General features: G+C 62.6%; 22 protein-coding genes. 13 read left to right on the plus strand and 9 right to left on the minus strand.

Going from position 1 to position 23,126, the window contains the following annotated elements; genetic code table 11:
- Positions 1-5 precede the first annotated feature (5 nt).
- Genes trpD through ACOSV0_RS17845 form a run of 4 tightly spaced genes read left to right on the plus strand, consistent with a single transcriptional unit; the run spans position 6 to position 3,387 of the window.
- Entirely contained in the window at positions 6-1,037 is a 1,032-nt protein-coding gene (trpD, locus tag ACOSV0_RS17830) for an anthranilate phosphoribosyltransferase (protein WP_434107441.1), read from the plus strand.
- An 18-nt stretch (positions 1,038-1,055) separates the two neighbouring features.
- Positions 1,056-1,841: an indole-3-glycerol phosphate synthase TrpC gene (trpC, locus tag ACOSV0_RS17835; protein WP_434107442.1), complete on the plus strand. Its 786-nt coding sequence runs from the start codon at positions 1,056-1,058 to the stop codon at positions 1,839-1,841.
- Positions 1,842-1,880: 39 nt separating this feature from the next.
- Positions 1,881-2,507: a CYTH domain-containing protein gene (locus tag ACOSV0_RS17840; protein ID WP_434107444.1), complete on the plus strand. Its 627-nt coding sequence runs from the start codon at positions 1,881-1,883 to the stop codon at positions 2,505-2,507.
- Between the two features lie 40 nt (positions 2,508-2,547).
- Positions 2,548-3,387, plus strand: a complete 840-nt coding sequence (locus ACOSV0_RS17845; protein ID WP_434107445.1) for a uracil-DNA glycosylase — start codon at positions 2,548-2,550, stop codon at positions 3,385-3,387.
- 108 nt (positions 3,388-3,495) lie between these two features.
- Here ACOSV0_RS17845 and ACOSV0_RS17850 read toward each other — a convergent pair whose 3' ends face one another.
- From ACOSV0_RS17850 to ACOSV0_RS17870, 5 genes are all read right to left on the minus strand, one after another.
- Positions 3,496-4,092 (minus strand): FMN-dependent NADH-azoreductase, encoded by a 597-nt coding sequence (locus ACOSV0_RS17850; protein ID WP_434107446.1) that lies wholly within the window; start codon positions 4,090-4,092, stop codon positions 3,496-3,498.
- A 154-nt stretch (positions 4,093-4,246) separates the two neighbouring features.
- On the minus strand, positions 4,247-6,037 hold the full coding sequence (locus ACOSV0_RS17855) for a M61 family metallopeptidase (protein WP_434107447.1): 1,791 nt from the start codon (positions 6,035-6,037) through the stop codon (positions 4,247-4,249).
- Positions 6,038-6,132: 95 nt separating this feature from the next.
- Complete coding sequence (locus ACOSV0_RS17860) at positions 6,133-6,858, minus strand: DsbC family protein (RefSeq protein WP_434107448.1); 726 nt, start codon at positions 6,856-6,858, stop codon at positions 6,133-6,135.
- 122 nt (positions 6,859-6,980) lie between these two features.
- Positions 6,981-8,153: a UbiH/UbiF family hydroxylase gene (locus ACOSV0_RS17865; RefSeq protein ID WP_434107449.1), complete on the minus strand. Its 1,173-nt coding sequence runs from the start codon at positions 8,151-8,153 to the stop codon at positions 6,981-6,983.
- Positions 8,154-8,218: 65 nt separating this feature from the next.
- A complete protein-coding gene (locus tag ACOSV0_RS17870) occupies positions 8,219-8,581 on the minus strand; it encodes a hypothetical protein (RefSeq protein WP_434107450.1) in 363 nt (120 codons plus the stop codon).
- Between the two features lie 294 nt (positions 8,582-8,875).
- Here ACOSV0_RS17870 and ychF point away from each other — a divergent pair, with 294 nt between their 5' ends.
- Positions 8,876-9,970: a redox-regulated ATPase YchF gene (ychF, locus tag ACOSV0_RS17875; RefSeq protein ID WP_434107451.1), complete on the plus strand. Its 1,095-nt coding sequence runs from the start codon at positions 8,876-8,878 to the stop codon at positions 9,968-9,970.
- Between the two features lie 120 nt (positions 9,971-10,090).
- Here ychF and ACOSV0_RS17880 read toward each other — a convergent pair whose 3' ends face one another.
- Complete coding sequence (locus ACOSV0_RS17880) at positions 10,091-11,017, minus strand: glycerophosphodiester phosphodiesterase family protein (protein WP_434110326.1); 927 nt, start codon at positions 11,015-11,017, stop codon at positions 10,091-10,093.
- Positions 11,018-11,350: 333 nt separating this feature from the next.
- Here ACOSV0_RS17880 and ugpB point away from each other — a divergent pair, with 333 nt between their 5' ends.
- From ugpB to ACOSV0_RS17915, 7 genes are all read left to right on the plus strand, one after another.
- Positions 11,351-12,676, plus strand: a complete 1,326-nt coding sequence (gene ugpB, locus ACOSV0_RS17885) for a sn-glycerol-3-phosphate ABC transporter substrate-binding protein UgpB (protein ID WP_434107452.1) — start codon at positions 11,351-11,353, stop codon at positions 12,674-12,676.
- A gap of 75 nt (positions 12,677-12,751) precedes the next feature.
- The gene (ugpA, locus tag ACOSV0_RS17890; RefSeq protein WP_434107453.1) at positions 12,752-13,636 is read left to right on the plus strand and encodes a sn-glycerol-3-phosphate ABC transporter permease UgpA; all 885 of its coding nucleotides are present in this window, start codon (positions 12,752-12,754) and stop codon (positions 13,634-13,636) included.
- Positions 13,633-14,478, plus strand: coding sequence for a sn-glycerol-3-phosphate ABC transporter permease UgpE (ugpE, locus tag ACOSV0_RS17895; RefSeq protein WP_434107454.1), 846 nt, complete (start codon positions 13,633-13,635; stop codon positions 14,476-14,478). Before ugpA ends, ugpE begins: the two co-directional genes overlap by 4 nt.
- Positions 14,479-14,576: 98 nt before the next feature.
- Positions 14,577-15,665 carry a sn-glycerol-3-phosphate import ATP-binding protein UgpC gene (locus ACOSV0_RS17900; protein ID WP_434107455.1) on the plus strand — a complete coding sequence of 363 codons (1,089 nt, stop codon included), beginning with the start codon at positions 14,577-14,579 and terminating at the stop codon, positions 15,663-15,665.
- A gap of 53 nt (positions 15,666-15,718) precedes the next feature.
- A complete protein-coding gene (locus ACOSV0_RS17905; RefSeq protein WP_434107456.1) occupies positions 15,719-16,018 on the plus strand; it encodes a DUF3761 domain-containing protein in 300 nt (99 codons plus the stop codon).
- Between the two features lie 243 nt (positions 16,019-16,261).
- Positions 16,262-17,926, plus strand: a complete 1,665-nt coding sequence (gene ettA, locus ACOSV0_RS17910) for an energy-dependent translational throttle protein EttA (RefSeq protein WP_093643520.1) — start codon at positions 16,262-16,264, stop codon at positions 17,924-17,926.
- Between the two features lie 333 nt (positions 17,927-18,259).
- Positions 18,260-19,381: a DUF748 domain-containing protein gene (locus ACOSV0_RS17915; RefSeq protein WP_434107457.1), complete on the plus strand. Its 1,122-nt coding sequence runs from the start codon at positions 18,260-18,262 to the stop codon at positions 19,379-19,381.
- Positions 19,382-19,392: 11 nt separating this feature from the next.
- On the opposite strand, the gene ACOSV0_RS17920 is transcribed toward ACOSV0_RS17915, so the two are convergent.
- The 3 genes from ACOSV0_RS17920 to ACOSV0_RS17930 are packed head-to-tail and all read right to left on the minus strand — an operon-like array spanning position 19,393 to position 22,138.
- Complete coding sequence (locus ACOSV0_RS17920) at positions 19,393-20,016, minus strand: HAD family hydrolase (protein ID WP_434107459.1); 624 nt, start codon at positions 20,014-20,016, stop codon at positions 19,393-19,395.
- A gap of 33 nt (positions 20,017-20,049) precedes the next feature.
- On the minus strand, positions 20,050-21,864 hold the full coding sequence (locus ACOSV0_RS17925) for an aminopeptidase P family protein (RefSeq protein ID WP_434107460.1): 1,815 nt from the start codon (positions 21,862-21,864) through the stop codon (positions 20,050-20,052).
- Positions 21,865-21,883: 19 nt separating this feature from the next.
- Positions 21,884-22,138, minus strand: coding sequence for a hypothetical protein (locus ACOSV0_RS17930; RefSeq protein ID WP_434107461.1), 255 nt, complete (start codon positions 22,136-22,138; stop codon positions 21,884-21,886).
- 225 nt (positions 22,139-22,363) lie between these two features.
- On the opposite strand from ACOSV0_RS17930, the gene ACOSV0_RS17935 reads away from it, so the two are divergent.
- The gene (locus tag ACOSV0_RS17935) at positions 22,364-23,074 is read left to right on the plus strand and encodes a response regulator transcription factor (RefSeq protein WP_434107462.1); all 711 of its coding nucleotides are present in this window, start codon (positions 22,364-22,366) and stop codon (positions 23,072-23,074) included.
- Positions 23,075-23,126: the final 52 nt, after the last annotated feature.

Here is a 23,126-nt window from a genome sequence, read left to right on the forward strand (position 1 = left end):
AAATCATGTCGATTACGCCCCAGGAAGCGCTGCAACGCACGATCGAGCATCGCGAGATTTTCCACGACGAAATGCTGCATCTGATGCGCCTCATCATGCGCGGCGAACTCTCGCCCGTGATGTCGGCGGCGATCATCACCGGCTTGCGCGTCAAAAAAGAGACCATCGGCGAAATCACCGCTGCCGCCACGGTGATGCGTGAATTTGCCCGGCACGTCGAGGTGCAGGACAACTCGAACTTCGTCGATATCGTCGGCACCGGCGGCGACGGCTCGCACACCTTCAATATTTCCACGGCGACGATGTTCGTCTCGGCCGCGGCCGGCGCCAAGGTCGCGAAGCACGGCAATCGCGGCGTGTCGAGCAAATCTGGCAGCGCCGACGTGCTCGAGGCACTCGGCGTGAATATCGATTTGCAGCCGGAACAGGTGGCGGCCTCGATCGCGGAAACCGGCATGGGCTTCATGTTCGCGCCGAACCATCATCCGGCGATGAAGAACATCGCGCCGGTGCGCCGCGAACTGGGTGTGCGGACGATCTTCAATATTCTCGGACCGCTGACCAATCCGGCCGGCGCGCCGAATCAGCTGATGGGCGTGTTCCACGCCGACCTCGTCGGCATTCAGGTGCGCGTGATGCAGCGCCTCGGTGCGAAGCACGTGCTGGTGGTGTACGGTATGGACGGCATGGACGAAGTCTCGCTCGGCGCGGCCACGCAAGTCGGCGAGTTGCGCGACGGCCAGATCCACGAGTACGAAATTCATCCGGAAGACTTCGGCATGCAGATGGTGTCGAACCGCACGCTGAAAGTGGCCGACGCTGCCGAATCCAAACTGATGCTGCTCGAAGCGCTCGACAACAAGCCGGGCGTCGCGCGCGAAATCGTCACACTGAACGCGGGCACGGCGCTGTATTCGGCGAACGTGGCGGCATCGATTGCGGACGGGATCCAGTTGGCGCGCGAAGCGATCGCGAGCGGCAAGGCACGGGCGAAGGTCGACGAGCTGATCCGCTTCACCCAGCAATTCAAGCAGTAACTACGTAGCGAGATACTCATGAGCGACATTCTCGACCGCATCATCGCGGTCAAACGCGAAGAAGTCCGCGCGGCTGAACAGAGCGCGCCGCTCGAAGCGCTGCGCCTCGAAGCATCGTCGCGCGACATCCGCGATTTTGTCGGCGCGTTGCGCGCGAAACACACGGCCGGTCTGGCCGCGGTGATCTCCGAAGTGAAGAAAGCGAGCCCGTCGAAAGGCGTGCTGCGCGAAAACTTCGTCCCTGCCGAGATCGCGCGTTCGTACGAAAAGCACGGTGCGGCCTGCTTGTCCGTGCTCACTGACGTGCAATTCTTCCAGGGCAGCGTGGCGTATCTCGAAGAGGCGCGCGCGGCCTGCAATCTGCCGGTGCTGCGCAAAGACTTCATCGTCGATCCGTATCAGATCGTCGAAGCCCGCGCGATGGGCGCCGACGCGATCCTGCTGATCGCCGCCGCGCTGGAAACCTCGGAGATGCAGGACCTCGAAGCGCTCGCGCATTCACTAGGTCTCGCGGTGCTGGTCGAAGTGCATGACCACAATGAACTGATGGAATCGCTGAAGTTGAAGACGCCGCTGATCGGCATCAACAACCGCAATCTGCGCACTTTCGAAACGTCGATCGAGACGACCATCGGCATGCTCGAATCGATTCCGGACGACCGTATCGTGGTCACGGAGTCGGGCATTCTGTCGCGTCAGGATGTCGAGCGTCTGCGCGCGATGGACGTGCATACGTTCCTCGTCGGCGAGGCGTTCATGCGCGCGGAAGAGCCGGGTGTGGAACTTGCGCGTATGTTTTTCTAAGCACAGTTTCAACATTCGGCGCACGCAGCGGAGCACACGATGGCCATGGAACGCGAAATCAAGCTGGCACTGCCGGTGAGCCAGGTGAAAGCGGCGACGCAGTGGTTCGTCGCGCGCACCGGTGGCGAGGGCCGCCCGATCAAGCTGGCGAATATTTACTTCGACACGCCCAGGCTGGCGCTGGCCACGTCGAAAAGTGCGTTGCGGCTGCGGCACACGCCGGACGGCTGGCTGCAAACGTTCAAGACGGTGGGCAATGCCAAAGATGGGTTGCACAGCCGGCACGAATGGGAAATGCCCGTGACGGGCGAAAAACTCGAAATCGACGCGCTGTTGCGTGAGTGTGACGAACCGGCCGCCGCCGAAGCCCTGCGCGAGGCAGCACCCGAACTGATCGAACTGTTCCGCACGAATTTCACACGCACGCTGTGGAATGTCTCGCTGGACGGCTCGACAGTCGAAGCCGCGATCGACCAGGGTGACGTCATCGCCGAGGTAAACGGCGAAACACGCCGCGCGCCGATCTGCGAAGTCGAACTGGAACTGAAGTCCGGCGACGAAGCGGCGCTCAACACGCTCGCGGCAGAACTCGGCAAACAGGTGACCGGTCTTGTACCGGACAACATCAGCAAGGCGCAGCGCGGGTATCAGTTGCGAGCAGCTTAGGCCTTGAGCCGGTCCGCATTTGCTGCGACACTTCCCCGCCATGACATCAGCTTCCCGCACCCGCCCCAATTCGCCGCAAGCCTCGTTATTCGGCGACGCCTCAGTCACGCCGGCCGGCACCAGCGCACAGCCGCAAACGCCGCCCGCCGCCGACCAGCCGCCGCCCACGCTCGAAGCCCAATTCGCCGCCCTGCCCCCGGCCTGGCGCGCACACCTCAAGCCATTCATCGAAAGCGACGCCTACGCGCCCTTGTGCCGTTTCGTCGACGGTGAACGCGCCGCCGGCAAAACCGTCTACCCCGCCGACGTCTTCCGGGCCCTGCGCCTCACCAGCCCCGACGAAGTCAAAGTCGTGATCCTCGGGCAAGACCCCTATCACGGCGAAGACCGCGGCACGCCGCAAGCGCATGGACTGGCGTTTTCAGTCGCGCCGAACGTGCGCACGCCGCCGTCGCTGCGCAACATTTTCAAGGAAATCGCCGCGAGCCTCGGCCACGAGCCGCCGCGCCATGGCTGCCTCGATACGTGGGCCAAACAGGGTGTGCTGTTGCTGAACACGGTGCTGACGGTCGAGCGCGATTCGGCCGCGAGTCACGCGAAACGCGGCTGGGAGAAATGCACCGATACGCTGATCCACGAACTGGCCATGCGTCATGACGGTCTCGTGTTCATGCTGTGGGGCGCGCATGCGCAGGCCAAACGCGCGCTGCTCGGCGGCAAGTCGCATTACGTGCTGGAGGCGCCGCACCCGTCGCCGCTGTCGGCGCATCGCGGGTTTCTCGGCTGCGGGCACTTTGCGTCGGCCAACGACTATCTCGTGAAGCACGGCCGCGAACCGATCGACTGGCGCTTGCCCGACGAAGCGCAAATGCTGGCGTAGCGCTCAGTCGCAGCAGTCAAAACAAAAACGCCACGGAATCACACCCCGTGGCGTTTTTTCATTCCACCGCGCCGCGATCACCTAGCAGCGCGGGACAAACCTCACACCTTACGCAGCAGCAATCGCTTCACGCGCGCCAGCCAGCGCTGCGCTCGCAGCATCCGGGCCCATGTTCAGGCCTTCGGCGTAGATGAAGTTCACATCGGTCATGCCGAGGAAGCCCAGGAAGGCCTTCAGGTACGGCGTTTGGCTATCGTTCGGGGTGCCCAGATACTTGCCGCCGCGTGCCGAAACCACAAACACCTTCTTACCCTTCACGAGACCTTCCGGACCGTTCGCCGTGTACTGGAACGTGATGCCGGCGCGTGCGATGAAGTCAAAGTACGTCTTCAGTTGCGACGAGATGCCGAAGTTGTACATCGGTGCGCCGATCACGACGATGTCGGCGGCTTGCAGTTCGGCGATCAGCGCTTCGCTGCGTGCCGAGATCGCGGCTTGTTCCGGCGTGCGCTGGTCTGCCGGCGTGAAGAACGCGCCGAGGACGGCGTCGTCCAGATGCGGCAGCGGTTCAGCTTGCAGGTTACGGACGACGACTTGCGCGCCCGGATTCGATTGTTGCAGCTTTGCGGTCAGCTCGTTGAGGAGCAGAGTTGAGTTCGCGCCTTGCGAGCGGGCTGCCGAGTTGATTTGCAGGATCGTGGTCATGGTTGACTCCAGTAGGGGCGCGCAGTTTTGCGCGAGTGGAGCCATTGTGATTTTTTACCAACCCGGGAAAAAGCCGTGCGGCAGCGAAGGATTGTTGCACTGATAGAACAATCCCACGCTTTGAAACGGCGATTGACGCCGTCCCGGATTACGATCAGCTTGTCAGCCAGCGCTCCCGCGCCTTGCGCGCCGCCGGCCGTTTATCGCTCACGGCAAGCTTGTAGCGCGACACCTCAGGCCCGTCCAGCTTGACTTGCACGGTATGCAGCTCGTCACGGCGGAATGCGTGGACTTCGACCTTTGCGCCCGGCAGATAGCGTGACAGCAGGGAATCAAGATTCGAGCCTGTTACACGCAGGCCGTCGAGCGCGATCAGCACGTCGCCCGCCGACAGCCCCGCTTTTTGCGCCGCGCTGCCATCGTGAACCGCCGCCAAGGTGCAATCCGCACCGCCGCGCAGGCGCGCGCCAAGTGACGGCTTGCCGTTCTTGTCCAGATCCGGCGCGAGCGTGACACCGAACGGCGCGAGCAGCGTCTCGAGAGGCAGGTCGCGCGTACCGTGCACGGCTTCGGCGAGCAATTCGCCAAGTTGCACACCGGTCGCTTCGGCAAAAATCGCCTCGATCTCGTTTTCTTCGACGCCGACGGGCTTGCCGCGATAGAAGTCACGCCCAAACCGCTGCCACAGCAGCCGCATGACGTCGTCGAGCGATTTGCGGTTATTGGTCTGCGCGCGAATTGTCAGATCGAATGCGAGCGCGACGAGCGAGCCCTTGGTGTAATAGCTGACGATCGCGTTCGGCGCGTTTTCATCCTGCCGATAGTATTTGACCCACGCGTCGAACGAGCTTTCGGCCACTGTCTGCTTCAGACGCCCACTGCCGCGCTGCACACCGCCAACGACCTTGCCGAGCAGGCCGAAATAATCGTCTTGCGAGATCAGGCCGCTGCGCACGAGGATCAGGTCGTCGTAGTAGGAGGTGAAACCTTCGAACAGCCACAGCAGCGACGTGTAGTTTTCTACGCTCAGATCGTACGGCGCGAACACGGCCGGCTTGATGCGCTTCACGTTCCAGGTGTGGAAGTACTCGTGGCTGCACAAGCCGAGGTAGGTCCGGTAGCCTTCGGTGGAGGCAACGTGGCCTTCCGCCGGCAGATCGCCGCGATTGCAGATCAGCGCCGTCGAAGCGCGATGTTCCAGTCCGCCATAACCGTCGGTGACGGCCTGCGTCATGAACACATAGCGATCCATGGGCGCCTTCTTCGACTTCGGCTCGAACAACGCGATCTGCGCTTCGCAGATACGCTTCAGATCGGCGGACAGACGCGCCATATCGAGCCCGATCACGCGCCCCGCGATCACGATGTCGTGCGGTACGCCGTGCGCCTTGAACGTCGCCAGCGCGAACTCTCCCAACGTGACCGGATGATCGATCAGCTCGTCATAGTTCTGCGCGCGATACTCGCCGAAGCCGTAGCGCTTCGTGCCACGCGCTTCCGGCAAGGCAGTCGCGACGCGCCAGTCGCGGTACGCCGAGCCCTCCGGCTTCTGGATATCGACCACACACTGCGCTTCCTCGTGACCGAGCGGCGACAGGAACACGCTCGTGCCATTGAAAAATCCCGTCGTATCGTCGAGATGCGCGGCGCGCACCGACAGATCCCATGCATACACTTCGTAGCGCAACGTCAACGCGCCTTTGACCGGCGCGGCCTGCCACGTGTGCTTGTCGGTCTTTTCGACGCGCACCTTCCGCCCCGCGTCATTGGTGGCCCGCAACGTGACGATGTTGCGCGCGAATTCACGCACCATATAGCTGCCCGGAATCCATACCGGCAGCATGAAACGCTGGCCGGCCGGATCGGGATCGGCAACGGTCACGGTGACTTCGAACAGATGGGCGGCGGGTTGCTTCGGAACGATGGTGTAGCGGATCGGCTTCATCGGCGGCGATTAGAAGTTTTCTGGCGGGGATGTTCGGGGCTTGATGTGAAAGGAGGCGCACTGCGCGCCTCCTTTCCTCGACTGACGTTGCGTGCTCAGTGCACGGCGGACATTTCCTTGTCCAGCCGGTCTGCCGGCACGGCGCCGGGCAGGCGGCGGCCATCGGCGAGGAACACGGTCGGCGTGCCGTCGACGTTCATCGCGTGGCCGAGCGCCAGGTTCTTGTCGATCGCGGCGGTGTCGCAGGTGACGGCCGCGGTAGGCGCCTGATGATCCTGCATCCACGATTCCCACGCCTTCGCGCGGTCGGTCGAGCACCAGATCGACTTCGACTTGGCGGTCGAATCCGGCGAGAGCACCGGGTACAGGAAGGTGTAGACCGTGACGTTATCGATCGACTTGAGCGAGGTCTCGAGCTGCTTGCAGTACGGGCAGTTCGGATCGGAGAACACCGCGATCTTGCGCGCGCCGTTGCCCTTCACCACCTTCACCGCGTTCGCAAACGGCAGGCTCGCGAAGTCGATGCGGTTGGTTTCCGACAGACGCGCTTCAGTCAGATTCTTGCGGGTCTTCGCGTCGACCATATCGCCGAGCATGAGGTAGTCGCCGTTCGCGTCGCTATAGATGATCTGCGTGCCGAGATTGACTTCGTAGAGGCCGGCAATCGGCGACTTCGTCACGCTCTTGATCGTCACGTCGGCCAGACGCGTTTGCAACGTGGCCTTGAGCTTGTCGGTGGCTTGATCGGCCTGCGCCGAGCAGCCCATTGTCACGGCGGCGATCGCGAGCGCGGCGGCCACGATGCGGAAGGATTTTTTCATGCTGAATTCCTGGAGTTCATTCGCGCGCGATGCGCGTTTTTGGGACGTTTCCGGTCTGCCCGGAACGGCGTCCATCTGTTCATGATACCCGTCTCGCCGGCTGGACAGGCGGGCCCAGGGCTTTACCCCAGCGCGGCCGACACCAGCCAGCGTTTGATGAACGGCTGCGCGCCGACAAACGCCATACCGGTGTTGCGCAATACCTTGGCGAACGGACCGGGCGCCGAGAAGAGCTTTTGCAGGCCGTCGGTGGCGATCATCAGCGCGCGGATGTCTTCGCGGCGGGCGCGTTCGTAGCGGCGCAGCAGCACCATGTCGCCGAGATCGCGGAACGCTTCCTTGCCGGCGACCGTCTCGGCGAGCGCCGCGACATCGCGCAAACCGAGGTTCATCCCCTGGCCCGCCAACGGATGAATCAGATGCGCGGCATCGCCAACCAGCGCGACGCGCGGCGCCACGAGCTTATCGACGGTTTGCAGTGCGAGCGGGAAGCCCTGCGCGGGCGTCACGCATTCCAGCGCGCCGAACTGCTCGCCTGTAACACGTTCGACTTCGGCCGCGAGTTGCGCCGGATCGAGCGCGAGCAGTTGTTCCGCGTGCTCGGTGCGTGCCGACCAGACCAACGACACGTAGCCGTCCGGCATGGGCAGCAGCGCGATGATCTCGCCGTCCCTGAACCATTGATAAGCGGTTTCGCCGTGCGGCTTTTCGGCCTTGAAATTCGCGACCACGCCGGTTTGTTTATAGTCGCGCCGGTTCATCTTCGAGCCGATCTGCGCCCGCACCCACGAATGCGCTCCGTCCGCACCGACCACCAGATCGGCCTCGAGCACATTGCCATTGGCAAGACCGACACTGGCGCTGTCGGCGGTAAAGTCGAGCGCCTGCGCACGCGTGTCGATCCAGGTCAGATTCGGCTGGAAACGCAGCGCGGCATCCAGCGCGCGCTCAATCACCGACGACTCGACAATCCATGCCAATTGCGGCACGGAAGCCTGAAACGCGGAGAAATGAAGTTCGGCGTGCGCGTCACCATAGACGCGCATGTCGTAGACGGGCCCGAGCTTTGACAGATCGAGCGCCTGCCAGACTCGCAACCGCTCCAGCAGCGCCTGTGAACTCGACGACAACGCGTAGACCCGCGAGTCGAAGGTCGCGCCCGGCGGGAGCGCCGCGCAGGGTTGCGCGAGCAGCGCCACGCGCAGCCCGCCTTGCGTCAGCGCCAACGCCGCGGTCTTGCCGACGAGCCCGCCGCCGATCACGGCGGCATCAAAGGTCTGATGGTGTGCGTTCATCCGCGCATTATAGCTGCGGGGGTTGCGGGGGCCGGATCGAGGCGTGCGGCATTTCGGCCTGAAACCTAGTGTCCCTGCGCGGCGTGCGCCGCATTGGCTTCGCGAAGACGCATGAATTCACGGTTTGTCGAGAGGACGTTCCACGCACTCATCGTCAGCTCGCGCTGACGGTCCCGCTGGTCCCCGCGTACCGTGCAGTCCGGGAAAACCCGGTCGTACACGCGCCACAGCGAGTCGAAATCATTGGTATCGGCGAACTGCGCAATGCTGCGTTTATCGTCCTGAGTGAGCTGCTTGACCATACAGTCGACCGTCTGGCGATCGGTCGCCACCTGGGCGTCTTCGTAGTTCGGCGATAGCCAGGCAACCACGCCGGCGCCAAACAACGCGGCCCACACTATCCATCTCGCCCATGTTTTTATTGTCATCGTGCTTCCCCGGAAAGGGCTCTGGCGGCCCCAGACCCGAATACTACAACGTTATGACAAAATATTTCCGTGTAAGCACAGTTTCCCGCCCCCTTCCGAAGAACCCTATCCGAACGGGTTACAATTGCGCTTTCCGTGACAAAGCTCGCCCAGAATCGTCGAGGCAACGCCCCGATCTGGTGTCTTGTCCCGCTCCGCTGCGCATCCTCCGCCACGCCACGCGCGAAGGCTTTTCGAATCCTGCACACAGCGTCGAGCGCATCACGCAACTTACTGATTCACTGAAGGATTTCCATGAGCCTCAAATGCGGCATCGTCGGCCTGCCTAACGTCGGCAAGTCCACCCTGTTCAATGCGCTGACCAAGGCGGGCATCGCTGCCGAAAACTATCCGTTCTGCACGATCGAGCCGAACGTCGGCATTGTCGAAGTGCCGGACACACGTCTGAAGGCGCTCGCCGAAATCGTCAAGCCGGAGCGCATCCTGCCGGCCGTGGTGGAATTCGTCGACATCGCCGGCCTCGTGGCCGGTGCAAGCAAGGGCGAAGGTCTGGGCAACCAGTTTCTCGCGAACATCCGCGAAACCGACGCGATCACGCACGTCGTGCGCTGCTTCGAAGACGAAAACGTGATCCACGTCGCGAACAAGGTGGATCCGCTGTCGGATATCGAAGTGATCAACACCGAATTGGCGCTGGCCGACCTCGCGACCGTCGAAAAGGCGCTGTCGCGCTATTCGAAAGCTGCCAAGTCGGGCAACGACAAGGAAGCGATCAAGAACGCCGCGGTGCTGGAAAAAGTGCGCGCTCAGCTCGACCAGGCCAAGCCGGTCCGCGCGCTCGACCTGTCGGATGAAGAAAAGGCTACGCTCAAGCCGTTCTGCCTGATCACCGCCAAGCCGACCATGTACGTCGCCAACGTGAAGGACGACGGTTTCGAAAACAACCCGCACCTCGACGCAGTCACGAAGTTCGCGGCAGCCGAAGGCGCGCCGGTCGTCGCCGTGTGCGCGGCGATCGAGGCGGAAATCGCCGACCTCGACGAAGCGGACATGGAAGTGTTCCTCGCCGACATGGGCATGGAAGAGCCGGGCCTGAACCGCGTGATTCGCGCGGGTTTCAAGCTGCTGGGCCTGCAAACCTACTTCACGGCCGGCGTGAAGGAAGTGCGCGCATGGACGATCCATATCGGCGACACCGCACCGCAGGCAGCGGGCGCAATCCACACCGACTTCGAGCGCGGCTTCATTCGCGCGCAGACCATCGCCTTCAACGACTTCATCACTTATAAGGGTGAACAAGGCGCGAAGGAAGCCGGCAAGATGCGCGCGGAAGGCAAGGAATACGTCGTGCACGACGGCGACGTGATGAACTTCCTGTTCAACGTCTGAGGCCCGGCCTCGGCCTTAGCGCGTAAGGCGCCGCGATTGGCAGAATGCCGGACGAACGTTAAGCGCTGCCACACGCTGCATCTCCCCCCGAAAAGCCCGCTCAAAAGCGGGCTTTTTGTTTTACTGCGCGGCCGCTCCGTTACCTGCGACGCACCGGAATGGCATCGGGATGCCGTCCCTGACGGCCGCCATGTGCGACGGCGAATCCGCGAGCACGGCATCGATCCCCAGACACGCTGCCGTCCGATAATCGTCCGCATCATTCACTGCAATCGCCACGATCCGGACATCAGGCTTTTGCCGGAAGCAGGCCACGGTTGAAGGCGTCCATAGCGTTGCCTTCACGTCCGAGCGGCCTTCGCCCAAGGTGAACTTCTCCGTCACCGTCATCGCCCGATGCAGCTCGAACGCGGTCATTGCGTGTTCGGCAGGCGCATCCACGCAGCCCTGATTCAGCAATACGCGCACGAGCCGCCCACGAGTCGCATCGCGCGATTCGAACAACTTCGCCTGCGGATAAGCGGCGAAACTCTGCTGATAATCCGCCTCGGTCGAATAGATCGACACGCGCGGCCATGCGTTTTCTTCGTCCAGAATGCGCGCCACCGCCTGCGCCTGCGGTGCGGCGGGCAATGCTTTCATATCGAGGATCACCGGCATGGCCGGCGGGATGGCGCGCAACGCTTCGCGCAGGGTGGGAATGCCGGCCGGGTGGTCACGATAGGGATACGCGTCGCCTCGGCGAAAACTCCAGCCGGCGTTCACACGCGCGAGTTCCGCCGCCGTAAATGCGGACACCGGCCCCTTCGCGTCGGTCAACGCCGACAGATCGGCCGGACGGTACAGGACCGGCACGCCGTCCTTGCTCAACTGAACCGTGAGCCACATTGCGTCGGCATGATGCGCGATCGACAGACGAATCGCTTCGAGCGTGTTTTCGGGCGCGTCGCCCGTGCCGCCGCGATGGGCGATGATCCTGGGCAACGAGGTCGGCGCCGCCGGCCCATCGTTCGTCGTGGTGGGCGTCAGCGTACATCCGGCGAGCATGAGACCCGCTATCGAACCGCAAACCGCCCATCGTACTGAATTCAGCATCTGGAATCCTGATTAAAAAGCGCGTTGATCAAACGTGTGCGATCTCGCAAAGCGCCTGGCTCCATCATGCCTGTGGTCTGGCAGCCTGCGTCGAGTCGCGACGTCGCACGTACTTGCCTTTCCAGACGCCCACTGTTTCCGTTCCGTGACAGCCGATGTTAAATTGCGGCAGTCGGCGCCTGTCCAAAGCGGGCGTCCGCCGGGCAACTGACGCCGGACTGTCATTGAACACAAATAGAATCGCGCGATTCCCATCAGCGCCCGTTCCAATCAGGAGATCAATCGATGCGTTGCAAGCCGCTATTCCGTTCGCTTTCCGTTGCCGCCGTGTTGAGCCTCGGCATTAGCCAGGCAGCCCATGCCGCCACTGAAATCCAGTTCTGGCACGCCATGGAAGCCGCTCTCGGCGAGCGTCTGAACGACATTGCCAACGCGTTCAACGCGTCGCAAAGCGACTACAAGATCGTACCGGTGTTCAAGGGCAGCTACGACCAGACCCTCGCTGCTGGCATCGCGGCTTATCGCAGCGGCAACGCGCCGGCCATTCTGCAGGTCTACGAAGTCGGCACCGCGACAATGATGCAGGCGAAGAAGGCCGTGATCCCGGTCTCGGAAGTGTTCAAGCAAGCCGGCGTACCGCTCGATGAAAAGGCCTTCGTGCCGACCATCGCCAGCTATTACAGCGACGCCAAAACCGGCGAACTGGTCTCGATGCCGTTCAATAGCTCGACGCCGGTGTTGTACTACAACAAGGACGCGTTCAAGAAGGCCGGGCTCGATCCGAATCAGCCGCCGAAAACATGGGCCGAATTGCAGGTCGACGCGCAGAAGCTGAAGGCGTCGGGCATGACATGCGGCTATTCGTCGGGCTGGCAGAGCTGGATTCAGCTCGAAAACTACAGCGCCTGGCATGGCGCGCCGTTCGCGTCGAAGAACAACGGGTTCGACGGCGCCGACGCGCAGCTCGAATTCAACAAGCCGCTGCAGGTCGCGCACATCCAGTTCCTGCAGAACATGCAGAAGGAAGGCACCTTCACGTACGTTGGCCGCAAGGACGAACCGGTGTCGAAGTTCTATAGCGGCGACTGCGGGATCATCACGAACTCGTCGGGCTCGCTTGCCACGATCAAGAAGTACGCGAAGTTCAACTTCGGCACCGGCATGATGCCGTACGACGCGAACGTTAAGGGCGCGCCGCAGAACGCGATCATCGGCGGGGCAAGTCTGTGGGTGCTGTCGGGTAAAGATCCGGCGGTGTACAAGGGCGTGGCGAAATTCATGTCTTATCTGTCGTCGGCGCCGGTTGCCGCGAAGTGGCATCAGGACACCGGCTATCTGCCGGTCACGACCGCCGCCTATCAGTTGACCCAGCAGCAAGGCTTCTACGAGAAGAATCCGGGCAGCGATACCGCGATCAAGCAGATGCTTAATAAGCCGCCCCTGCCGTACACGAAGGGCTTGCGTCTGGGCAACATGCCGCAGATCCGCACGGTGATCGACGAAGAACTCGAACAGGTCTGGGCGGACAAGAAGACGCCGCAACAGGCACTCGATTCGTCGGTGTCGCGTGGCGACGAGTTGCTGCGCCGCTTCGAGAAAGCCGGTAACTAACCAGGCACCAGCCGGCAAGGTTTCGGTGCGCCCGCACCGAAACCTGTTGTTGTAGAAGAACCTCGGGAATTCTCCATGGAAAAGCGCTCCAGCTTCGGCACCAGCGTGCTGCCCTACCTGCTCGTCGCGCCGCAACTCCTGATCACGCTGCTCTTCTTTCTGTGGCCGGCAGGCGAAGCGCTGTGGCAATCCACGCAAAGTCAGGACGCGTTCGGCACGTCGAGCGAGTTTGTCGGGCTCGCCAATTTCAAGCAGTTGTTCGCCGATCCGCTTTACCTGTCGTCGTTCAATACGACGCTGATTTTCTGTGCGCTCGTCACCGTGTCCGGATTGGTGATTTCGCTTCTGCTGGCGGTCTGCGCGGATCGCGTGACACGCGGCGCCAAGGCTTATCAGACACTGCTGATCTGGCCGTATGCGGTCGCGCCCGCGATCGCCGCCGTGTTGTGGTCGTTCCTGTTCAATCCGAGCATCGGCCTCGTCACCTATGCGCTCGCGAAGTACGGCATCGTATGGAATCACGCGTTAAACGCGGGCCAGGCGATGTTTCTCGTGGTGCTGGCCTCCGTATGGAAACAGGTCAGCTATAACTTTCTGTTCTTCTATGCCGGCTTGCAGGCGATTCCGCGCTCGCTGATCGAAGCGGCGGCCATCGACGGCGCCGGTCCGGTCAGGCGCTTCTTCGGCATCGCCCTGCCGTTGCTCTCGCCAACCAGCTTCTTCCTGCTGGTGATCAATATTACCTACGCGTTCTTCGACACCTTCCCGGTGATCGACGCCGCCACCGGCGGCGGTCCGGCGCAGTCCACCCGCACGCTGATCTACAAGATTTTCGCCGAAGGCTTCCAGGGGCTGGACATCGGCAGTTCGGGCGCGCAGTCCGTCATCCTGATGGTGATCGTCGTCGCGCTGACGGTCGCGCAATTCCGCTTCATCGAACGCAGGGTTCAATACTCATGATCGAGAACCGCCGCGGTTTCGACCTCTTCTGCCATGCGGTGCTGATTTTCGGCGTCGTGCTGGTGGTGTTTCCCGTGTACGTCGCGTTTTGCGCGGCCACGATGAGCGAGCATGAGGTGTTCAGCGTGCCGCTGTCTTTGGTGCCGAGTACACATCTGTTCGAGAACATCGCCACCGTCTGGACGCAGGGCAGCGGCAATGCGGCCGCGCCGTTCGGCCGCATGATATTCAACAGCCTCGTGATGGCGCTGGTGATTTCGATCGGCAAAATCGCCATTTCGATGATCTCCGCGTATGCGATCGTGTTTTTCCGCTTTCCGTTTCGCAATCTGTCGTTCTGGCTGATCTTCATCACGCTGATGCTGCCGGTCGAAGTGCGGATCTTTCCGACCGTGCAAGTCGTGTCGTCGATGCATTTGAGCAATACGTATAGCGGTTTGACCTTGCCGCTGATCGCGTCGGCCACCGCCACGTTCCTGTTCCGCCAGTTCTTCATGACGCTGCCGGATGAACTGATGGAAGCGGCGCGCATCGACGGTGCAGGGGCGATGCGGTTCTTCTGGGACGTGGTGCTGCCGCTGTCGAAAACGAACATGGCGGCGCTCTTTGTCATCACGTTCATTTACGGCTGGAATCAGTATCTGTGGCCGATCCTGATTACGAGCCAGCAATCGCTGACCACGGCCGTGGTCGGCATCAAAAGCATGATCGCGTCCGGCGATACCGCAACCGAATGGCATCTCGTCATGACCGCAACACTGCTCGCCATGCTGCCACCGCTCGTCGTCGTGCTGACGATGCAGCGCTGGTTCGTGCGCGGGCTGGTGGACTCGGAGAAGTAACTCGCGCAGCGTGGGCGAGCTTCGGCGTTGGACATGGAATAAAGAGCACCGCGTAAAGCGTGGCACGCGCGGCAAGCAACGAAAAGGCTAAAAACAGCATGGCTGCACTGACTCTGCAAGGCGTTAAAAAGACCTACGACGGCAAACAGTTCGTGTTGCACGGCATCGACGTGGACGTCGCGGACGGCGAGTTCGTCGTGATGGTCGGCCCGTCCGGTTGCGGCAAATCGACCTTGCTGCGGATGGTGGCCGGGCTCGAAGGCATTTCAGACGGCACCGTCTCGATCGCCGGCAAGGTGGTCAATCGGCTTGAACCGAAAGATCGCAACATCGCGATGGTGTTCCAGAACTACGCGCTGTATCCGCATATGAGCGTCGCCGAGAACATGGGTTATGCGCTGAAGATCGCGGGCGTCGAGCGCGCGCAGATTGCGAAGCGTGTGGACGCTGCGGCGCAGATTCTCGAGCTTGGACCGCTGCTCGCACGCAAGCCGCGCGAGTTGTCCGGTGGGCAACGGCAACGCGTCGCGATGGGCCGCGCGATCGTCCGCGAGCCGGCGGTGTTTTTGTTCGACGAACCACTGTCGAATCTCGATGCGCGCCTGCGCGTGCAGATGCGCCTCGAAATCCAGCGCCTGCATGCGCGGCTCGCCACCACCAGCCTGTACGTCACGCACGATCAGATCGAAGCAATGACGCTGGCGCAACGCGTGATCGTGATGAACAAAGGCCACGCCGAGCAGATCGGCGCGCCGACCGAGGTCTACGAGCGGCCGGCGACGGTGTTCGTCGCGAGCTTCATCGGCTCGCCGGGGATGAACCTGATGGAAGGCAAGGTGTCGGATGACGGCTTGACGTTTGAAGTGGCCGGCAACGGTCCGAAGCTGCCGCTTACAGGCGTGGCGTCGATCGGCCGGGAAGTCGCCAAGGGCCGCGAATGGACGCTCGGCATTCGCCCGGAGCATATGACGCCGGGTCAAGCGGACGCGTCCAATGCCACGTTGACCGTCGATTCCTGCGAACTGCTCGGCGCGGACAACCTCGCGCACGGCCGCTGGGGCAAGCACGACGTGACGGTTCGCTTGCCGCATACGCATCGGCCCGCAGCGGGCGAGACGCTGCAAGTCGCGTTGCCCGCTCACCATCTGCATTTCTTCGATCCGGCAAGCGGACGGCGCGCGAACTGACGTCCCGCTTTGGCCAAACCCGACGTACCCAAAACAATAAAGACTTTAGAACCATGCAAGGTATTGCCCTCCACTGCTTGCGCCGAACAGCAGCGCTCACCGCTGTGCTGCTGTTCACCGCGACTTCGGCGTTCGCCTACGTCGCACCCGGAACGTCGCCCGACGAAGCGAACCTCAGCAATCACAACACCTATACCAATCGCGACGGCAACACGGTGCATGCGCCAGCGCGCTCTCTATCAGGCAAGGCACCCGAAGGCGCGACCGCGCGCTGCCGCGACGGCACCTACAGTTTCAGCCGGCATCGCAGCGGCACCTGTTCACGGCACGGCGGCGTAGCGGATTGGCTTTAAACCTCGCGGGGAGATGCGCGCACCAGCGTCCCCACGAACGCCCTCTGCCGCCCCACCCCCGCCCCGAAGTACAATGCCATCTGCACAACCCGCCCGCGCGCGGGGCGTCGCGGGGTTCGAAGCCGCGCTCGACGCCGCGCCGGCCGGCGCCGGGCGCACTGCCCGGCCAACACACCGATTACCCATCCACCCACGACCGCCCGCCCCCACGCGGCCGGCGTCGTCAACGTCTATTGCGAGCAAATGGCCCAATACGTCTTCACCATGAACCGGGTCGGCAAAATCGTGCCGCCCAAGCGTCAAATCCTGAAAGACATTTCGCTGTCGTTCTTCCCCGGCGCGAAGATCGGCCTGCTCGGCCTGAACGGCTCGGGCAAGTCGACGCTGATCCGCATCATGGCCGGTGTGGACAAAGATATCGAAGGCGAAGCCACGCCGATGCCGAACCTGAACATCGGCTATCTGCCGCAGGAACCGCAGCTCGATCCGAACAAGACCGTGCGTGAAGCGGTCGAGGAAGGCCTCGGCGACGTCTTCGGCGCGCAAAAGAAGCTCGACGAAATCTACGCCGCCTACGCTGAACCGGACGCCGACTTCGACGCGCTCGCCGCCGAGCAGGCGAAGTACGAAGCGATTCTGGCCACCACCGACGGCAGCGCCGAGCAGCAGATCGAAATCGCCGCCGACGCACTGCGTCTGCCGGCGTGGGACGCGAAGATCGAACACCTGTCGGGCGGCGAAAAGCGCCGCGTGGCACTGTGCAAGCTGCTGCTCGAAAAACCGGACATGCTGCTGCTCGACGAACCGACCAACCACCTGGACGCGGAATCGGTCGACTGGCTCGAACAGTTCCTGACGCGCTTCCCGGGCACGGTCGTCGCCGTGACCCACGATCGCTACTTCCTCGATAACGCCGCCGAGTGGATTCTCGAACTCGACCGCGGCCACGGCATTCCCTGGAAGGGCAACTACAGCAGCTGGCTCGACCAGAAGGAAGAGCGCCTGAAGCAGGAAGAATCGTCGGAATCGGCGCGTCAGAAGGCGATCAAGAAGGAACTGGAGTGGGTGCGCCAGAACCCGAAGGGCCGTCAGGCGAAGTCGAAGGCGCGGATCGCCCGCTTCGAGGAACTGAACAGCCAGGACTACCAGAAGCGCAACGAGACTTCGGAAATCTTCATCCCGGTCGGCGATCGCCTGGGTAATGAAGTGATCGAATTCAAGAACGTCAGCAAGTCGTATGGCGACCGTCTGCTGCTCGACGACGTCAGCTTCAAGATTCCGGCGGGCGCGATCGTCGGCATCATCGGACCGAACGGCGCCGGTAAGTCGACGCTGTTCCGCATGCTCACCGGCCGCGAACAGCCGGATTCGGGCGAAATCGTGCAAGGCCCGACGGTCAAGCTCGCGTACGTGGATCAAAGCCGCGACGCGCTCGACGGCTCGAAGACCGTGTTCGAAGAAATCTCCGGCGGTGCGGACGTGCTGACGGTCGGCAAGTACGAAACGCCGTCGCGTGCGTATATCGGCCGCTTCAACTTCAAGGGTGGCGACCAGCAGAAGACCGTCGGCAATCTGTCGGGCGGTGAGCGCGGCCGGCTGCATCTGGCGAAGACGCTGATCGCGGGCGGCAACGTGCTGCTGCTGGACGAACCGTCGAACGACCTGGACGTCGAAACGCTGCGCGCACTCGAAGACGCATTGCTCGAATTCGCCGGCTCCGTGATGGTGATCTCGCACGATCGCTGGTTCCTCGACCGGATCGCGACGCACATCCTGGCATTCGAAGGCGATTCGCAAATCACGTTCTTCGACGGCAACTACCAGGAATACGAAGCGGACAAACGCGCCCGCCTCGGTGAAGAAGCGGCTCGTCCGAAGCGTCTGCGTTACAAGCCGATCGCGCGATAAATCGCAGGCTTTGCAGCCCGCTCGTCGGTCGACGAGCGGGCTGTTGTGCAGGTCGTTTTCTTGCTGACAGGATTGCTGAACGCTTTACTGACCGCCTGATCGGCCTGCTTTGCAGGTCGATCAGGCGGTCATTTTGTTTTTCATGGCACACGCGGAAACGCCCTGCGTTCGCCGGATGGTCGGTAGGGCACGCGCATTGCGTGCCACGGCGTGATACAGGTCGTCCCGGCAGGAGCGGCAACGCCGCCATATCAAACAGATGTGCGCTCAAGCGGCGCATGCTCAGGCCAATCACATCCACACCGCGCATAGCGCGGCGACGAGGAGGCAAGCATGGCGATGTCGAAGGGCAAGCGCTGGGCCATCGCGATCGGCGGTGTGCTGCTGGTGCTAATCGTCGTCGCGCTCGCTGCGCTGCAGTTCGCGCAGCGCGAAATCAAAGAGCGAGTGATTGCCGCGCTCGGGCCATTGTGCAGCGCGGAAAGCATCCAGGTCGGCCTCACCTCCGTCCATCTCACCAACGTTCTGCTCAAAGCGCCACCCGGCTGGCCCGCCGGTGATCCGCTACGCGCCGACGAAATCACGCTCACGCCCGATATCCGCGATCTGCTCACGCGGCGGATACATATTCGAAGCGTGGTAGTACGCGGTTTCGACCTCGCAGCACTGCGCACCAAGGACGGCGCGATCCGCCTGTTGCCGAATCTGCGGCAATCGGTGAACAAGTCCGACGGGGAAGCCAGCGGCGCAGTGGCGACCGCTCCCCGCGAAAAGCTGATCGATCACATCAGCTTCGAGCAAGGCAACTTCCATTTCTACGACATGACGGTCGGTCCGCCGGCATTCAACGTGACGGTCAGCAACGCCAACGCGACCGTCGATCATCTGCAACTACCCGCGCTCAGCGAACCGACCACACTCGCGCTCACCGGCTCGATCAAAGGTCCGGCGCATACGGGCACCGTTTCGTTCGACGGCTGGATCAAGATCGCCAGCAAGGATTCGCAGACCACCACCAGATTGCGCGGCATCGATGTCGTGATGCTCGATCCGTACCTGCTGAAAAAAACCGGCGCAAAGGCGCAGGTGACGGGCGGCACGGTCGATCTGACAGTCGATTCGACGGTCAGCAACTATCAGTTGCACGCGCCCGGTACGGTCACAATCCACCAGTTGCAACTCGCCGACAGCGACAACCCGCTCGACACCTTCATGTCGATTCCGACCAAGGCCGCCATCGCCGCGCTTAAGACACACAGCGGCGACATCACGCTGCATTTCGTGCTGGATGGGAATTTACGCGATCCGAAGTTCTCGGTGCAAGAGAGTCTGATGACGCGCCTCGGAACCGGGTTTGCGAAAGCGATGGGCGTGAGCGTCGAAGGCGTGGCGAAGGGCGCCGGGGAGACAGTGAAAGGATTGGGTAACGCGTTGAAAAATCTGCTTGGTCAGTAGCCGATGCGCGCTTAAACCGGCAACCCCAGCTCGCGCAATTTCGCTTCGGTTCGCGCGGCGGCGGTGTGATGCACACCGTGCCAGCCGAGCGCCATCGCAGCCTCGGCATTTTTCAGATTGTCGTCGATGAAGACGAGTTCGTCCGGCTGGATGCCCGGCAGTTGCGCCTCGATCCGCTGACGCATTTCCGCGAAGATCGCCGGATCGGGCTTGACCAGCCTCACCCTGCCCGATACGACGATGTCGCGGAACCGCCGCAGCACGGGGTAATGCTCCCACGCATACGGAAACGTCTCCGCCGACCAGTTCGTCAGCCCGAAAAGCGGCACATGGGCGGCTTCGAGCTTTTCCATGATCGCCACGCCCTCTTCCAGCACGCCGGCTACCATCTCGTGCCAGCGCTCGTAGAACGCGCGGATCAGCGGTGCGTGATCGGGAAACTTCGCGATCAATTCGTCTGTTGCCTCGACGATCGGCTGGCCGCCGTCCTGACGGACCACCCAGTCCATTGAACAGACGTGAGTCAGAAACCAGCGGCGCTCCGTTTCGTCTGGAATCAACTGACGATATAGATACTCGGGATTCCAGTCGATCAGCACGCCGCCGAAATCGAACACGACTGCCTTGATGGCCATGCACTCTCCGTCAGTAAGGTCGCGGCGACGCGATCAGATAGGCTGTGTGCGCAATTCCAGCCACGCTTTGGCCTCACCCGACACATGCGGCGACAGGCGCGTGCGCACCATCTCGTGATATGCGTTGAGCCATGCGCGCTCGTCGTCACGCAACAGCGACAAGTCGAGGCAGCGCGTGTCGATCGGACACAGCGTCAGCGTCTCGAACTTGAGGAAATCGCCGAACTCGGTTTTCTCCGCGGCCACGTTCAGCACCAGGTTTTCGATCCGCACGCCCCACTTGCCCGGCCGGTAAATGCCCGGCTCGACCGAAGTGATCATGCCTTCTTCCATCGCGGTCCACGGTTCGGCCGGCGCGTAGTGCGAAATCACCTGCGGGCCTTCGTGCACGTTCAGGAAATATCCCACGCCGTGACCGGTGCCGTGACCGTAATCGGCGCCGGCTTCCCAGATCGGCGCGCGGGCGATCGCGTCCAGCATCGGCGAACGGATGCCGCGCGGGAATTTCGCGCGCGACAGCGCCATGGTGCCTTTCAGCACGATCGTGAAATCGCGCCGCTGTGCCTCGCTGATGGTGCCGACCGGCACGACACGGGTGATGTCGGTCGTGCCGCTCAGATACTGTGCGCCCGAATCGATCAGCAACAGGCCATTGCCCTCGATCACCTGATGCGCGTCGTCGGTCGCGCGGTAGTGCGGCATCGCGCCGTTCGCGTTGAAGCCGGCGATCGTCGCAAAACTCAGGGATACGAAGCCCGGACGGCGCGCGCGAGCTGCCGTCAGGCGCTCGTCGATCGTCAGTTCAGTGATCGTTTCACGGCCCAACGCGCCTTCGAACCACGCGAAGAATTCGGCGAGTGCCGCGCCGTCCTGCTCCATCGTCTCGCGCACGTGCTCCGCTTCCGCCTCGGTCTTGCGCGACTTGAAGAACGTGGACGGATTGACCGCCTCGACCACATTCACCGTGGACGGCACCAACTGCAGCGAGCCATACGTAATGCGGCGCGGGTCGATCAGCAGCGTGCTGCCGGCCGGCAACGCGGCCAGCGCATCGGCCGCTTTCGCATACGGCTCGACGCTGATGCCGTCGCGCGAGAGCGCATCGGCCAATGCTTGCGGCACCTTGCCGTCCGAGACGAAGAGCGACGCGCTCTCCTGACCGACCAGCGCGTGCGCCACAAAGACCGGGTTGTAGCTGACGTCGGCGCCGCGCAGATTCAACAGCCATGCAAGGTCGTCGAGCGTGGAGATGAAGTGCCACTGCGCGCCCTTTTCCGCCATCGCCCGGCGAATCTGCGCGAGCTTTTCCGAACGGGCGACGCTCGCGTGCGGCGCCGCATGCTCGAACACGGCGGCGGCGGGCAGCGACGGACGCTGCGGCCAGATCGCGTCGAACAGATCGACGTCGGTGCGCAGCTTCACGCCGTGCGCGGTGAGCGCCTGGCTCAACGCGCGCGCCGCCGACACGCCGAGTACAGCGCCGTCCACACCGACCGTGCCCCCGGCCGGGACGTTCTGCGCGAGCCATTCGAAATGCGGCGCGGTCTGCTGGCCGCCGGTCATCTTCATCAACTGAACGCCGGTGCCGGCCAGTTGCGCGCTGGCTTGTTCCCAATAGCGGCTGTCGGTCCACACGCCGGCGAAATCGGCGGTCACGACCAGCGTGCCGGCCGATCCGGTGAACCCCGATAGCCACTGCCGGCCTTGCCAGCGCCCGGGCAGGTATTCGGATAGATGCGGATCCGCGGACGGCACCAGATAAGCAGCTACGCCTTCGCGCGCCATGGCACTGCGCAATGTCGCGAGTCGTTCAGGGATGGAAGAGGTTTCGGGGAGTCGGGCATTCATCAGAGTCACCTGCAAGTATTCATCGACGGGAAAGCAAGCCGACCGTCACGGCAACTGCGACCAGCGCGATGGCGGTACATACCGGCCATTCGAGCATATCGCCGTCATGAAAGAGGCCGATCACATTGCCGGCCATACGCGCGACAACCGCGCCCAGCACGCCGGCCAATAGCGCGACCCACCATTGGGCGCGGCTCGAACGGCGCAGCGGATGCAGCCACCATCCCGCCAGGCCGATCACCGCACCCAGCACCAGGATTCCAGGCCACCCCATCAGCGGCGGGTCTGGCGCGGTTTCAAATGCGTCACGCGCAGTTTCAGATTTGTCTCATGGGCGCCGGAGGTTTGGGCAGATAGCATTTTTGTCTCATTAACTATAGAGGTTCAGCACGGCGCTTTCCGCATAGCGGTTGAGTTTAGGGGTCGGGGTGATGTTAGGCAAGCTGTAAGCCTTACGGAGAATCCCAGTCCCCGATTATTGCCAGGCTGAAAGCGCGCCATGCGAATCGCCCTTATCGAGCCGGACCTCCGGCACGCCACACTAGTTGGCCGGCTGATCTTTGCCGGCGGCCATATGTGCCAGCACTTCACCGCGGGCGCCCCGTTCCTGCATCACGCCGCCGACGAATTCTTCGATCTTCTCATCACTGAGGGCTGGACCGGCGATCATTCCGCCGAAGACCTGATCCCGCGCGCCCGTTCCATCCTGCCAAGCTTACCGGTGATCGTGCTGTTGTCGGAGCCTCGCGAGAGCCAGATTGTTGCCGCGCTGCACGCCGGCGCCGACGACTGCCTGACCAAACCGGTCCGCGGCCCGGAAATGCTGGCCCGCGTGGACGCACTGCTGCGACGCGCAGGCTTGCGGCGGCCGCCCAACAAGCGGCTCGACACGATCGGCGGCTACACGTTCGACGCGGGGCGCTTCGCCGTCACATTCCGGGATCGTACGGTCGCCCTGACGCCGAAAGAATTCCGCTTTGCGTTGCTGCTATTTACCAATCTGTCGCGGCCGGTGTCGCGCGCGCATATTCTCGAAACCGTCTGGACACGCCGCCGCGACGTAAAGACGCGCACCGTCGACACCCATGCCTCGCGCGTGCGGACCAAATTACAGTTGCGCCCGGAGCACGGCTATTGCCTGACACCGCTTTACGGCTACGGCTATCAGCTCGACGCCATCCCGCCAGAGGCCGTTGTAGAGACCGAATGACTCGCGCACAATGTAAGAATGGTGAAAACGCTATAATATTGGGCTAAACCAT

Origin of the sequence: Paraburkholderia caffeinilytica (assembly GCF_051027425.1) — a bacterium.
In the GTDB taxonomy this organism is placed as follows: Bacteria; Pseudomonadota; Gammaproteobacteria; order Burkholderiales; family Burkholderiaceae; genus Paraburkholderia; species Paraburkholderia caffeinilytica_A.